This is a genomic window from Frankia sp. AvcI1 (genome assembly GCF_001420875.1).
GTDB lineage: Bacteria > Actinomycetota > Actinomycetes > Frankiales > Frankiaceae > Frankia > Frankia alni.
Genome location: NZ_LJFZ01000011.1, coordinates 1 through 13,066 on the forward strand (window position 1 = coordinate 1; position 13,066 = coordinate 13,066).

General features: G+C 74.8%; 10 protein-coding genes, 7 pseudogenes and 1 riboswitch. Of the genes and pseudogenes, 6 read left to right on the forward strand and 11 right to left on the reverse strand.

Features of this window, described 5'->3' with window-relative positions:
• The 4 genes and pseudogenes from UK94_RS13255 to UK94_RS50485 all read right to left on the reverse strand — a co-directional run.
• The coding region (locus UK94_RS13255) for a TCP-1/cpn60 chaperonin family protein (protein ID WP_313949499.1) at positions 1-215 on the reverse strand (215 nt) is incomplete at both ends.
• A gap of 1 nt (position 216) precedes the next feature.
• Positions 217-307, reverse strand: a pseudogene (locus tag UK94_RS73710) (hypothetical protein); the annotation flags it as partial.
• A gap of 399 nt (positions 308-706) precedes the next feature.
• The coding region (thrC, locus tag UK94_RS50480) for a threonine synthase (RefSeq protein ID WP_235487768.1) at positions 707-1,506 on the reverse strand (800 nt) is incomplete at its 5' end.
• A 1-nt stretch (position 1,507) separates the two neighbouring features.
• Positions 1,508-1,984 (reverse strand): annotated as a pseudogene (locus UK94_RS50485) (pyridoxal-phosphate dependent enzyme); the annotation flags it as partial.
• An 8-nt stretch (positions 1,985-1,992) separates the two neighbouring features.
• A riboswitch (SAM riboswitch) is annotated at positions 1,993-2,108 on the reverse strand.
• A gap of 281 nt (positions 2,109-2,389) precedes the next feature.
• Between UK94_RS50485 and UK94_RS13265 the strand changes: the two are divergent.
• The 3 genes and pseudogenes from UK94_RS13265 to UK94_RS13270 form a co-directional block, all read left to right on the forward strand.
• On the forward strand, positions 2,390-3,187 hold the full coding sequence (locus UK94_RS13265; protein ID WP_041941141.1) for an HAD hydrolase family protein: 798 nt from the start codon (positions 2,390-2,392) through the stop codon (positions 3,185-3,187).
• A gap of 324 nt (positions 3,188-3,511) precedes the next feature.
• Positions 3,512-3,859, forward strand: a pseudogene (locus tag UK94_RS50490) (trehalose-6-phosphate synthase); the annotation flags it as partial.
• 1 nt (position 3,860) lies between these two features.
• Positions 3,861-5,011: pseudogene (locus tag UK94_RS13270) on the forward strand (trehalose-6-phosphate synthase); the annotation flags it as partial.
• On the opposite strand, the gene otsB reads toward UK94_RS13270, so the two are convergent.
• The 3 genes from otsB to UK94_RS13285 form a co-directional block, all read right to left on the reverse strand.
• A complete protein-coding gene (gene otsB, locus UK94_RS13275) occupies positions 4,989-5,837 on the reverse strand; it encodes a trehalose-phosphatase (protein ID WP_011607734.1) in 849 nt (282 codons plus the stop codon). The pseudogene UK94_RS13270 and the gene otsB overlap by 23 nt on opposite strands.
• Before the next feature lie 86 nt (positions 5,838-5,923).
• The gene (locus UK94_RS13280; protein WP_011607733.1) at positions 5,924-6,571 is read right to left on the reverse strand and encodes a LytR C-terminal domain-containing protein; all 648 of its coding nucleotides are present in this window, start codon (positions 6,569-6,571) and stop codon (positions 5,924-5,926) included.
• 8 nt (positions 6,572-6,579) lie between these two features.
• Positions 6,580-6,888 (reverse strand): DUF3263 domain-containing protein, encoded by a 309-nt coding sequence (locus UK94_RS13285; protein WP_011607732.1) that lies wholly within the window; start codon positions 6,886-6,888, stop codon positions 6,580-6,582.
• Positions 6,889-7,149: 261 nt separating this feature from the next.
• Here UK94_RS13285 and UK94_RS13290 point away from each other — a divergent pair, with 261 nt between their 5' ends.
• The gene (locus UK94_RS13290) at positions 7,150-7,530 is read left to right on the forward strand and encodes an RNHCP domain-containing protein (RefSeq protein ID WP_011607731.1); all 381 of its coding nucleotides are present in this window, start codon (positions 7,150-7,152) and stop codon (positions 7,528-7,530) included.
• A 295-nt stretch (positions 7,531-7,825) separates the two neighbouring features.
• On the opposite strand, the gene UK94_RS50495 is transcribed toward UK94_RS13290, so the two are convergent.
• A partial coding sequence (locus UK94_RS50495; protein WP_235487769.1) for a glutamate dehydrogenase occupies positions 7,826-8,496 on the reverse strand: 671 nt, incomplete at its 5' end.
• A gap of 59 nt (positions 8,497-8,555) precedes the next feature.
• Positions 8,556-8,966: pseudogene (locus tag UK94_RS50500) on the reverse strand (Glu/Leu/Phe/Val dehydrogenase dimerization domain-containing protein); the annotation flags it as partial.
• A 582-nt stretch (positions 8,967-9,548) separates the two neighbouring features.
• On the opposite strand from UK94_RS50500, the gene UK94_RS13300 reads away from it, so the two are divergent.
• A complete protein-coding gene (locus UK94_RS13300) occupies positions 9,549-10,859 on the forward strand; it encodes a glycosyltransferase 87 family protein (protein WP_268761338.1) in 1,311 nt (436 codons plus the stop codon).
• Here UK94_RS13300 and mptB read toward each other — a convergent pair.
• Positions 10,768-12,117 (reverse strand): polyprenol phosphomannose-dependent alpha 1,6 mannosyltransferase MptB (mptB, locus tag UK94_RS34345; protein WP_235487771.1); only part of this gene is annotated, 1,350 nt, incomplete at its 5' end. The two genes, UK94_RS13300 and mptB, sit on opposite strands and share 92 nt — an antisense overlap.
• 1 nt (position 12,118) lies before the next feature.
• Positions 12,119-12,348: pseudogene (locus UK94_RS73715) on the reverse strand (hypothetical protein); the annotation flags it as partial.
• A gap of 146 nt (positions 12,349-12,494) precedes the next feature.
• Between UK94_RS73715 and UK94_RS50510 the strand changes: the two are divergent.
• A pseudogene (locus UK94_RS50510) lies at positions 12,495-13,065 on the forward strand (hypothetical protein); the annotation flags it as partial.
• Position 13,066: the final 1 nt, after the last annotated feature.

Below are 13,066 nucleotides of genomic sequence, written 5' to 3' on the forward strand. Positions count from 1 at the left end.
GACCCTCACGCACCAGGGCCTGGGCCAGGATCGTCGCGGTGGTGGTGCCGTCACCCGCGACGTCGTTGGTCTTCTTCGCGACTTCCTTGACGAGCTCCGCACCGATCTTCTCGTACGGGTCCTCGAGCTCGATCTCCTTGGCGATGCTCACACCGTCGTTGGTGATCGTGGGGACGCCCCACTTCTTCTCCAGAACGACGTTGCGACCCTTCGGANCGAGCGTGACCTTGACCGCATCGGCCAGCTGGTTCATGCCGCGCTCCAGGCCGCGCCGAGCCTCCTCATCGAAGGCAATGATCTTCGGCATGGTTTCTGGGTCCTCCCAGTGGGATGGCAGGTTCGATGGCCTGGCCACAACGACGCCCGCGACGGACGGCTCCCNCCGGCTCCGACCTCGGTGCAACCACCGTGGACGCCGGGCGGAACGGNCAGCCTCGCCGTTTCAGCCTTGGCACTCCCTAGGTGAGAGTGCCAAGTCCTGTTTAGCACTCGGCATGGGAGAGTGCAAGCTCGCCGCCGCTTCTCCGTGTTGCGCACCGCGGCCTCCACGGCCCGCTGCGCGACCGGGCGCGGCACGGCGACGCCCCCGGTCAGGCCGCGTGGCAGGGCCGCGACGCGCCGGCTGCCGGCCCGGTGTCGGCCAGCCGACAGGCCGCGGCATCGGCGCCGGGCGCCGGGGCGGTCAGTGTCGCCGAGGCCGGCGGGGTCAGTCGTCGCCGAGGCCGGCGGCCTCGAAGGCACGCAGCGACGGCTTGATGGTGGCCGTCGGGCCGCCGGTCTCGACCAGCGGGTCGAGGGTCTTCAGCCCGTCGCCGGTGTTGTAGATGACGGTCTCGGCGGCCGGGTCGAGCAGACCCTCGCGCAGCAGGCGGCGCAGGTTCGCGACCGTGACGCCGCCGGCGGTCTCGCCGAAGATGCCCTCGGTACGGGCCAGCAGCCGCATGCCCTCGAGGATCTCGTCGTCGCTGACGTCCGTGATCGCACCGCCGGTGCGGCGGGCGACGTCGAGGGCGTACGGGCCGTCGGCCGGGTTGCCGATGGACAGCGACTTGGCGATCGTCGACGGTCGCACCGGGGCAACCGTGTCGACCCCGCGGGCGAACGCCGCGGCCACCGGGTTGCAGCCGGCGGCCTGCGCGCCGAAGACCCGGTACGGCGTCGGCTCCACCAGGCCCAGCTTGCCGAGCTCGCCGAACGCCTTGTCGACCTTGGTCAGCAGGGAGCCGGACGCGATCGGCACGACGACCTGCTCGGGAAGCCGCCAGCCGAGCTGCTCGGCGACCTCGTAACCCAGCGTCTTGGAGCCCTCGGCGTAGAACGGGCGGACGTTGACGTTGACGAACGCCCACTCGTACTCGCCGGCCAGCTCGCTGCACAGCCGGTTGACGTCGTCGTAGTTGCCCTGGATCGCGACGAGGGTCCCGCCGTACACGCCGGTGGAGACGGTCTTGCCGGCCTCCAGGTCGTGCGGCACCAGCACCACCGAGCGCAGCCCGGCCCCGGCGGNGTGCGCGGCCACGGACTGGGCGAGGTTGCCGGTCGAGGCGCAGGCCACCGTGGTGAAGCCGAGCTCGCGGGCGGCGCTCAGCGCCACCGAGACGACGCGGTCCTTGAACGAGTGCGTCGGGTTGGCGCTGTCGTCCTTGACGTAGAGGGTCTTCATCCCCAGCTCGGCGGCCAGGCGCGGGGCCGGGCGCAGCGGCGTCCAGCCGGCGCCGAGCGACACCCGGCGCGCCGGGTCGTGCCCCGCGGGCAGCAGGCCGACGTAGCGCCACAGGTTGGCCGGCCCACGCTCGATGGACTCCCGGGTGACCCGGCCGAGCAGGTCGGGGTCGTAGGAGATCTCCAGCGGGGCGAAGCACTCCACGCACACGTGGGACGGGGAGAGGGGGTAGGTGGCGCCGCAGTGGCGACAGGACAGTCCGACCGCGGGGTTCGCGACGTCGAGGGCGGGAGTGTCGGCACGCTCGGGCGCGAGAGTCATGAAGAAGCTCCTCATCTTTCCCGGGGCAACCTGCCACGGGTCGGAATTAGCACCTGCCACGCATCGGATGCGGGTGGTTGCCGGGGCTTCACTGGGCCGTTCCCTCTGCCCCTCTGGATGAGCCAGATGAAGTTGTCTGTCCGTACTGTAGACCGAGTGCCGGAGATCGTGCACCGGTGTTTCGTGGTTCACGCTCATGAGATCGTGTTTCGTCGGGTGCGGCCCGCCGCGGCCCCACAATGTTCATCGACGTTCCTCGGCGCCCCGGGCACGGTCACCGGGGCCGGGCACGTCCACCGGCACCGGGAACGCCGGACCGCGTCCGGCGACCGCCGCTCGCGCCCGGTGCCCGGGCGGTCGGTGCCGGCGGGCCGACCCACCTTGCAGACCAGGGAGTCCGTGACAGTGAGTATTCGCGTCGTCTACACCGATCTCGACGGCACGATGGTCGGCCCGAAGGGCTGCTTCTTCCGCGCCGAGGGCGGGGCGATCACCCTGGACCCGGCGCAGGCGCTCGCCGAGCTGCACGCGGCCGGCATCGCGCTGGTGCTGGTCAGCGGCCGCACTCGGCCCCAGCTCGTCGAGGCGGCGCAGATCTTCGGCGCGGACGGCTTCATCGGGGAGCTCGGCGCCATCGTCGGCTGGAACGACGGGCGGGACAGCGAGATCCTGCGCGGCGCCATGCCGCCGGACTTCGACCAGGTCCCCGCGTCGCTGCTCGACCGGCTGATCGAGAACTACCCGGGCCGCCTGGAGCTGCACACCCCCTGGCACGCCGGCCGCGAGGTCGACGTCATGCTCCGCGGTCGCATCGACGTCCCCGAGGTCGACGGCTGGCTCGCCGAGACCGGTTTCGCCTGGTTGAGCATGCGTGACAACGGTCTGATCTCGCCCGCCCACATGCCCGGGCTGGGCGTCGCGCCGCACGTCTACCACCTCGTCCCCGACGGGGTGGGCAAGGGCGACGCGGTGGCCTACGACCTCAAACGGCGCGGCGTGTCCCCGGCCGAGGCGATCGCGATCGGCGACTCGGCCAGCGACCTGGCGATGGCCCCGCATGTCGGCCGCATGCACCTGGTCGCCAACGCGCTTCGCCACCCCGACATCACCGCCCTGCTCGAGCGGTACGACAACGTCACCGTCGAGGCGGGCACGGTCGGCGCGGGGTGGGCGAGCGCCGTGCGCACGGCCGTCGCCGCCTGACCCGCTCGCCGGCAGCGCCCCTCCTGTTCCAGGCGCGTTCGCAGGCGGTTCGATGCTGGTTCACGGCCGGTCCGATGCTGGTTCACGGCCGGTCCGACGCCGGTTCAGGGAGGGTTCGCCCGGTGTTGGCCGACCGGACGGTGTTCGGACACCGGACGGACGATCTCCGGCCATATCCGCCGGAATCCGCGCCGGATGGCCGCGGTGTGGCCGGCGGTCCGGCCTGGAAGGCCGCCCGGATGGCCTACCCTCCGNAGTGTGCAGCGGACGCGGGAAGCCGAGCAGGGCACGTCGGGGGGTCCTTCACCGCTGGGGACGGCGCGGGTGCTGGTCGCCTCCAACCGGGGGCCGGTCGCCTTCGCCACCGGTGACAGCGGGGAGCTGGTGCTGCGCCGGGGGGCGGGCGGGCTGGTCAGCGGTCTGGGGCAGGCGGCGGCCGACGCCCCGCCCGACGCCCTGCCGATGGTCTGGGTGTGCGCCGCGCTCGGCGACGCCGACCGGCGCGCCGTGCGCGCCGCACCGGCCGGCCGGCTCGACCTCGCCGGCCACGACACCGGCGGCACGGCCGTGCGGATGCTCGACGTCGACCGGGTCGTGTTCGACCGGGCCTACAACGCGGTCGCGAACCGCATCCTGTGGTTCATCCAGCACCTGCTCTACGCCCCGGCCTCGNAGCCGGTGTTCGACCCGTCGTTCCGCCGCGACTGGGCGGCCTACGAGGCGTACAACGCGATGTTCGCCGAGGCGCTGGCGCACGAGGCCGCTCCGGGCGCCTCGGTGCTCGTCCAGGACTACCACCTGACCCTCGTCCCCGGGCAGCTGCGCCGGCTGCGCCCGGACCTGCGCATCGGCCACTTCAGCCACACCCCGTGGGCGCCGCCGGAGTACTTCCGGATGCTGCCCGACGACGTCGGCGAGCAGATCCTGCGCGGCATGCTCGGCGCCGACCGGCTGGGGTTCCTCACCGACGCGTGGGCCGACGCCTTCACCGAGTGCGCCCGCGGTCTGCTCGGCGTGCGGGTCGAGGGACGCTCGATCACGGTGGCGCCGCCCGCCGGGGCCGCGGGAGCCGGGCACACGGTGCGCATCGGCGTGCACCCGCTCGGCGTCGACGCCGACGAGCTGCGCGACCGGGCCGACGCGTCCGACGTCGCCGCCCGGGCCGCGGAGCTCGTCGAGCTGGCCGAGGGCAGGCGCCTGATCGTCCGGGTCGACCGCACCGAGCTGTCCAAGAACATCGTGCGCGGCCTCGCCGCCTACCGCGAGCTGCTGCGGACCCGCCCGGAGTGGCGCGGCAAGGTGATGCACCTCGTCTGCGCCTACCCGTCGCGGCACGACCTGCCGGAGTACCGCGAGTACACGGCCGCGGTGCAGCGGCTCGCCGCGGAGATCGAGGACGAGTTCGCCACCGACACGTGGCTGCCGCTGCGGTTGGAGATCACCGACGACTACCCGCGGTCGATCGCCGCGCTCTCGCTGGCCGAGGTGCTCGTCGTCAACCCGATCCGGGACGGGATGAACCTCGTCGCGAAGGAGGGGCCGGTCGTGTCGCGGCGCGACGCCGTGCTGGTGCTGTCCCGGGAGGCGGGGGCCTGCGCGGAGATGGGCAGGGCTGCACTGGTGATCAATCCGTTCGACATCCAGGCGACGGCGCAGGCCCTGCACGCGGCGCTGACGATGCCCGCGGCCGACCGCCGGCGCCGCGCCGGCGAGCTCGCCGCCGTGGCGGGCCGGCTGCCACCGCGGGTCTGGTTCACCGACCAGCTCGACGCCCTCGCCGCCGACCGCCCCGACGCACCGATCAGCCGCCGAGACGCTCGATGAGCACCTCCAGCAGCGCGACCATGCCCGCGGGACCGCCGACGACCAGGTCGGCGCGCTCCCGCAACACGGCGGGGACCTCGGGGCTGTCGCTGCACACCGAGATGCCGGGCAGCCCGCCCGCCCGCATCTCGTCGACGGCGGAGAAGGCGGGCAGGTCGCCGTAGTCGTCCCCGGCGACGAGCACCGAGCGTGCTCCGCGGGCGGCGACGAGCTCGCGCAGCGCGCCCCCCTTGTCGTGGCCGGGCGGGCGCAGCTCCAGCACCTTCTTGCCGGGGGCGGCCTCCAGCCCGTGCTCCTCGGCCAGCGTCGTCAGCGCCGGGGCGAGCGCGGCCAGCGCCGCGTCCGGGTCGGCGGTGCGGCGCACGTGCACGACGAGCGCCTGGTGCTTGTCCTCGACGACCGTGCCGGCGGGGGCGTCGCGCAGCAGCTCGGGCAGCGCGGCGCGGACGGCGGCCACGCCCGGCAACGGCTCCGGGCTGGTGATCGCCCGGGACTGCGAATCCCACCGCTGCAGTCCGTACTGGCCGAGGATGACCAGCTCGCCGAGGTCGGAAAGCTTCTCCAGCCCGGTCAGCTCCAGCAGCGCGTCGACCGGCCGCCCGGTGATGATTGCCAGCGTGCCCACCGCGCGGGAGATGCGGCGCAGTGCCTCGATCGCCCCGGGTGCGGGGACGGCGTCGGCCGGGCGGGCGACGATCGGGGAGAGCGTGCCGTCGTAGTCGAGGGCGATCAGCGCGCGGTCGGGCGCGGTGAGCAGGGCGGCGAGCCCGGCACCCCCGGCGGGGGTGCGGGGCGCTGGCGTGCTGTGCGGGGCGGAATCGCTCACGGAGCCTTCCCGGGGTCGATGTCGTCGATGGTCGAGGGCCGGCGGACATTCCCACCGGGGGATGTCTCAGGCGGGACGATCACTGATCATTTTTCCGGGTCGGCGGGGAAGTCGCGAGTGATGACGAGGATCAGGGTGTCGGTGGAGACGATCCTCGTCTGCGAGCGAGGGACGATCTTCTCGATGCCCGGGACGGCGTCCTTGAGCGCCTGGGCGGCCGCGGCGTCGTCGTCGTCGTAGAACACCGTCGAGACCGGCACGTTGTAGACCGACTGGAAGTTCCCGGTCCGCTCGACGGTGAACCCGGCCGCCTCGACCCGCCCGGCCGCGACCTCCGCGAGGCCGGAGACCCGGGAGTTGTTCAGCACGACCACCGGCGCCGTCACGGTGGGCCGGTGGCTCTGCGCTGCCGGCGGCGGCGCGGGTGTCGGGGACGGCGGGCGCTCGGCGGGCGGCGTCGTCGCGGCCGGGCTCGGGCGGCGGGTCGGCGAGGCCGCGGGCGTCGTGCGGTGCGCCGAGGCCGACGGGCTCGGGCCGGCGTCGTCCGGGGTGTGGGCGGGCGCCGCGACCGGCTTCGGCCGCTCGGGGTCGGACGAGCCGTTGACCAGGTTCACCAGCAGGATGCCCGCGAGCACGGCGAGGACGGCGACGGCCCCCGCCGCCACGGCGTGCAGCCGGTCCGCGCGCCGGCCCGGGGGGCGGCGTCGCGGTGGCGCGCTCGTGCCATGCGTCATGCGGAGCTCTACTCCTCGTTCCGGTCCCGGCGGCCGGACCTGGCGGCCCGGCGCTGCTCGCGCAGCCGGCGCAGCCGCCGGACGAGCATCGGATCGGTGATCAGCGCCGCGTCCGAGTCGATCAGTCGATTGAGGATCTGGTAGTAGCGGGTCGAGGACAGGCCGAACTCGGCGCGGATCGCCTCCTCCTTCGCCCCCGGATGACGCCACCAGCCCTGCTCGAAGCGAAGAATGCGACGGTCGCGGTCGGACAGCTCCGCGGCCGGGGTGCTCGTCCGCCCGGGTTCCTCGGGCGGCAGGGGTTGAGCTGCCTGCACAGCGGGACCTCCTCGGGACGCATCCGGGATGACGAGCGCGGTCGGGCGCGGTCACGCCACGCCCGGTATGGTTCGCCGCCCACTATTTCATCCTGTGGGTCCGACATCCCCGGTCGTCTCCGGGAACACACGTTCCGGCCGATGACCGCCACCCGAGCTCGTTGCACACCGGGCCGAGCCGATTGCGGTGCGTTCTGCGCGGTCCGGGTCCGCGGACCGTGCGCACCGTGCCGCCCGGCGGCCGATGGCTACGCTGGACCGGTGAGCCGGCGATTCACCCGCACCACGGAGGACTTCGACTGCCTCGTCTGTGGGACCGCCGTGCGCGGCGACGGATACACCAACCACTGCCCGGCCTGCCTGTGCTCGCGCCACGTCGACGTGCATCCCGGCGACCGCGCGGCCGCCTGCGGTGGGGTGATGCGCCCGGTGGCCGTCGAGGCCCGCACGCATGACGTGATGCTCACCCACGCCTGCGAGCGCTGCGGTCACCGCCGCCGAAACCGCACCGCGCCGGCCGACGACCGCGACGCCCTGCTCGCCGTCGCCGCCGCGGCGGCCCAGGCGGCGGTGTTCCCCGACGCGGCCCGGTCGGGAGGCGGTTCGGTCGGGAGGCGGCCCGGTCGGGAGGCGGCCGGGTAGGGCAGCCGCGCGAGTTGCCGAGAGATCGCACGATCGGTGGCCTTGACCGTGGTCACCCTCGGCAACTCGGCGACCGGCACCGTCCGGTGGCAGTCCCGGACATCCCGGGATGCCGCCCGGCGCGGCCCGTTCCGGTGCCGGCGCGTCACCTCGCGCCGGCGGGCGTCCCGCCGGTCGGATCTGAGCCCGGACGAGCGGGTCCCGTCCTCGGGGGTCGGCGTGGGGGAGGGGACGGGTCGGTGTCAGGTGGGAACGGCGTGTCGGCCGTGGGCCGCTCGGGGGNGTCGCGGGTCGCTCAGGGGTAGAGGCCGCGCGTCTGGTGGGCCTCGGCGACCCGGCTCACCCCGATGATGTGCGCCGCGGCGCGCATGGTGACGCCCTGGGTGGTGGCAAGCATCGCCACCTCGCCGTAGGCCCGCTCCATCAGGGTCCGCAGCCGGTCGTTGACCTCGTCCTCGGACCAGAAGTAGGCCTGCATGTCCTGCACCCACTCGAAGTACGAGACCGCGACGCCGCCGCCGTTGGCGAGGATGTCCGGCACGACCATCACGCCCCGGTCCTCCAGGATCCGGTCGGCGTCCGCCGTGACCGGGCCGTTGGCGCCCTCGACGATGATCTTTGCCTTGATCCGGTCCGCGTTCTCGATGGTGATGACGCCTTCGAGGGCCGCGGGGACCAGCACGTCCACGTCGAGTTCGAGCAGGTCGTCGTTGGTGAGCGTGTCCGTGCCCGGGAAACCGACGACGGTCTCCGCCCCCTCGGCGAGGTGGCGGATCAGCGCCGCCGGGTTGAGGCCCTGCGGGTTGTAGACGCCGCCCTTGACGTCCGAGACGGCGACGACCTTGCAGCCGGCGTCGTGCAGGTACTGGGCGGCGAGCGCCCCGACCTTGCCGAAGCCCTGGATGGCGACGGTCGTGTCGTACGGGTCCCGCCCGGTCTGGCGCAGGGCGGCGAACAACGCGAGCTNNACGCCGCGGCTGGTCGCCCCGGCCCGCCCGGCGGAGCCGCCGATCGACAGCGGTTTNCCGGTCACGACGCCGGTCGCGGTGTAGCCGGTGTGGGCGGAGTAGGTGTCCATGATCCAGGCCATGGTCTGCTCGTCGGTGCCCACGTCGGGGGCGGGAATGTCCTTCTCCGGCCCGATCAGGGGGACGAGCTCGGCGGCGTAGCGCCGGGTCATGCGCTCGCGCTCCTGGCGGGACAGCAGCGCCGGCTCCACGGCGATGCCGCCCTTCGCCCCGCCGTAGGGGATCCCCATCAGCGCGCACTTCCAGGTCATCCACATCGCCAGTGCCTTGACCTCGTCGAGGTCGCAGCTGGGGTGGAAGCGGATGCCGCCCTTGCCGGGGCCGCGGGCGAGGTTGTGCTGGACCCGGTAGCCGGTCAGCACCATCAGCGATCCGTCGTCACGCAGCAGTGGCACGCTGACGGTGATCNCCCGGCGGGGCGTGCGGAGCAGTTCGTGCAGTCCGTCGTCGAGGCCCAGATGACGAGCCGCGTTCCCCAGTTGAACGCAGGCCGTGTCCCATGCTGAGCCGGATCCGAGGATCACAGGCACCTCCGCGGCGCGTTTCGAGCCACCCTCTGCCGCCGAACGCGCCGCCGGGTTCGTCGGCCACGGCGCGCTCCGTTGCGCACCGTGGCAGTGACTCGATATGGCGCAAACAATAGGTGACGGCAGAGGCCCTCCGCCCGGCGCCTCGAGGGCGCGCCTCGGGCCGCCCGAACGGGCGGGTACGGTCGCGGGCGTGCGCCCGGATCAGTCGGCCCCGTCCGCCGGGGCGCCCCGCCCGCCCGCCCCGCGGGCGACCGCCGCCGCCGGCCGGGCAGCCACATCCCGGACCGGTCCGGGGGCACCCCGATCGGCCGCCCGCCGGTTGTGGGGCGGCTGGCTGCTCACTCGCACCCTGCTCGTCGCCGGCGTCCTGACCGGCCAGACGTTCGGTGCTCAGCAGACCGTCCTCGGTGATGTTCGGATCTACGCCGGCTGGGCGCACGATCTCGGCCACGGCGGNGGGCTGCCCGTCGGCGACGACCGCTGGCAGTACCCGCCCGGGGCGGCGGTCGCGCTGGTGCTGCCGGAGCTGGCTCACACCCTTTCGGCGGTGCCCTATCGGGTGGCGTTCGTCGTGCTGACGCTCCTCGCCGACCTCGCCGTGACCGCCGCGTTGGCGCGGCGCGACCGTGGCGCGGCGTTGTTCTGGGTGCTTGGGATCACCGCCCTGGGCCCCGTGGCGCTGGCCCGGTTCGACCTGCTTCCGGCCGCGGCGGGGCTCGCCGCGGTGCTCGCCGTGTCGCGGGCCCGGTTCGGCCGCGCCGGCTTCCACCTCGGCGTGGGGACGCTGCTCAAGGTGTGGCCGTTGCTGCTGCTGGTCGCGATTCCGGCGCCGGCAGGCTCCCCGGCCCGGTGGCCGGCCCGGCTGCGGGCGGGGGCGGCCCGGCTGGCCGGCGGGTTGGCGGGCGCGGTGGGGCTGCTTGCCGCCGTCGTCGCGCTGACCGGCTGGTGGCGCGACATCCTGGGCTTCCTCGGCGCGCAGCAGGCCCGCGGGCTGCAGATCGAGGCGGTGGCCGCGACGCCGTTCGTCGTCGCCCACATGCTCGGCGGCCCGGCGCCCGCCTACTCCTACGGCTCCCTGCAGTTCGGCGGTTCGGTGGCCCGCGCCGTCGCCACCGCGTGCAGCCTCGTCGAGGGCGTCGTCATCGTCGCGGCGGCGGCGTGGTGGTGGACGCGGGGCCGCCGGCCGGCGGCCGGACCCGCCCGGACGGGTGACGCGGCGGACATGCCGGACGAGACCTTCAGGGCCCCGACGGGCGAGGCCCGCATGGTCTCGACGGGCGGCGGTGGCGAGGACCCGCGGGCGATGGCCGGGACGCTCGCCGGGCGGGCCCTCGCGCTGGTCGTCGTGGTCGTCGTGACAGCCCGGGTGCTCAGCCCGCAGTACCTCGTGTGGATCCTCGCGCTGGTCGCCGCTGGCCTGGCCGTCGCCCCCGCGGCCGCGTCGGACGCCGGGGCCGCCGGGGGTGGCGGGGGTGGCGTCGGGGCCGCCGGGGGTGGCGTCGGCAGCGCGCCGGCGCCGGGGCTCGGCGGCCGGCCGTGGGGCCTGCCCGGTCGCCTGCCGGTGGCGCTGCTGGCCTGCGCCGCGCTGACCCAGCTCATCTATCCGTGGCGGTACAACGACGTCATCCAGGGTCGGATCGTGCTGAGCCTGTTGCTGGTCGGACGCAACCTCGGTCTGCTCACGGTGTGCTGGTGGGCGGTGCGGGCCGCCGCCGGGCCGCCACCAGCGCGGTCGCGACCCCGGCCCCCACGGCGAGCGCGGCGACCGTGACCAGGGCGGCGATCCCGGCGGGACCGAGCAGCCGCCAGGTGGCCGCGAGCGGCGAGAGGGTCGCGAGGCACAGCCAGGCGGAGGTCACGACCAGCGCGGCGACCGTGCGTCCCGCGGCCGTGCCCGGCAGCCGTCCCGTCCGTCGCCCGCCCGGGGCGCCGCCGGTCGTCAGGATCGCGAGCGGCGTCAGGCACAGCGCCAGGTACCAGGGGTAGACCACCGGATTGCCGAGCGCCACGGCCAGCCCGCCGAAGCCGACGACGACCAGGTCCGGCCGCCGGTCGGCGAACGCCCGCAACGCGCGATCGCCCCCCGTCGTGCCGGGGCCGGCGGGTGCCTCGGAGGAGCGGCGCCAGGCGCGCACGGCGAGGGCGCCGACGACGGCCGCCGCGGCCGCCAGGCACAGCGTCCGGGTCACCCGCTGCGTCGCCCCGTCCGCGGGATGCACGCCGAGCAGCGCGAGCACGCCGTCCGCCGCCGCCGCGAGGACCGCGGCGGGAGCGATGCCGGTGGTCAGGGTGCCCGAGGTCGACAGCGCGTGGATCCAGGTCGGGCCGAAGCCGGCGGCGGCGATGCTCAGGGCCGAGGCGACGGCGACGGCGACCGCGTCGGCGGCGAGACGCACGACTGCCGCCCGTACCGGTCGCGGCGCCCGCCGCGCGGCCAGCAGGTGGGCCAGCACCAGCCAGCCGACGCAGAGCAGGGCGGTCGCCTTGACGTTGCCGGCGAGGCCCGCCAGTCCCGTCGCGGCGGCGCCCGGCAGGGTCCCGTGTCCCGCCACGCGCGGGACGCGGTCGAGCACGAGGGCGGCGACGACGAGCGCGGCGGCGAGCGCGTCGAGGTGCGCGCCGCCCACGAGGTGGATGACGACGACGGGGTTCGCCGCGACCAGGACCGCGACCGCGCGGCGCCGGCCCGGCTCGGACCCGGCGAGGAGCAGCGACAGGCAGATCAGGGCGATCGTGGCGAGCACGGCGATCACCCGGAGAACCGCGATGGTCCCCGCCGGGCCACCGCCGATGGCCGCCGCGGCCTTCTCGACCGCGACCGCGGCACCGCCGTAGGGGGTGTGGGTGTGCCACCACCGCGGGTCGACGGCTCGGACGAAGGCCTGGCCGGATCCGTCCGACGCGCCGGCCGTCAGCAGGGTGGCCACCCCGTGGGTCGCCGGGTCCAGGCCGAGCCTGGCCAGCTCCCCCTGGGCGGCGTAGGCGTAGACGTCCCGGCTGAACAGCGGCGGCCCGACGGCGAACGGCAGNCTCCAGGCGGCGGCGGCGGCGAGCCCGGTGCGGGTGGACACCCGCCCGGCGGCCATCGCGCGTACCAGGAGAACCCAGCACAGGCACAGCGTGATGACGCTGAGCGCGGACAGTCCGGCCAGAACGCCCCTTGCCGTCTCCGTCGGCGGGGTCGATGGGAGAATTCCCCACCAGGACGAGGGGTCGGTGACGTTCGGATCGCGTGGGCCGAGCCACCCCTCGGCCAACATGGCCGCGACCGCGGCGCCGGCTCCCCCGATGATCAACCAGATGACGCTGGTCGGGGGCCTGACGGCGGTCGGTCCGCGGCCGTCGTGCGCCGCCGCGTCGGTGGTGGCCGCGGCCGGCCGTTCGCCGACCGGCGGGCCGTCGGGAGATGATCGGTGGGACGCGGCGGACGGACCGTCGTCGGTGCCTTGGGAGGTCGCGGGTGACAGCGCTCGCGGCGCCCGGTTCCCCGGTCGACGCCACGCGCGGTAGCCAGCCGACGACTGTGGCCGTGGCGGTGCCGGCGGGCGAGACCGAGTCTCGCGTGGCTCCACTGCCCCAGACCCCCTTCATCGCCCTCGAGCCGCCGCGGCACCACGGGCCGGTCGTGCGTGGCCTGCTCGTCCTCGTCGCGGCCGTGCGCCGGTGGCCCTGGACGCTGACCGCGGCCCTGTGCCTGCTGTGCGTCGGGCTCGGCGTGACCGGCCCCGACACCCCCGCCCAGGAATACCGGGTGTGGCTGTTCCGCCATGGCGGGGCGGTCCTGTGGGACGATCAGTGGTACGGCGGCCACACCATACCCGGGTACAGTGTGCTGTTCCCGCCCCTGGGGGCGTTGCTCGGGGTGCAGCTGCTGGGCGCGATCTCCTGCGTCGCCTCCACGGTGATCGTGACCCGCCTGCTGCGCGGGCCGGGCCGGCGGTCGGGGCAGGACCTCGTCCTCGTCTGGTTCGCCGTGGN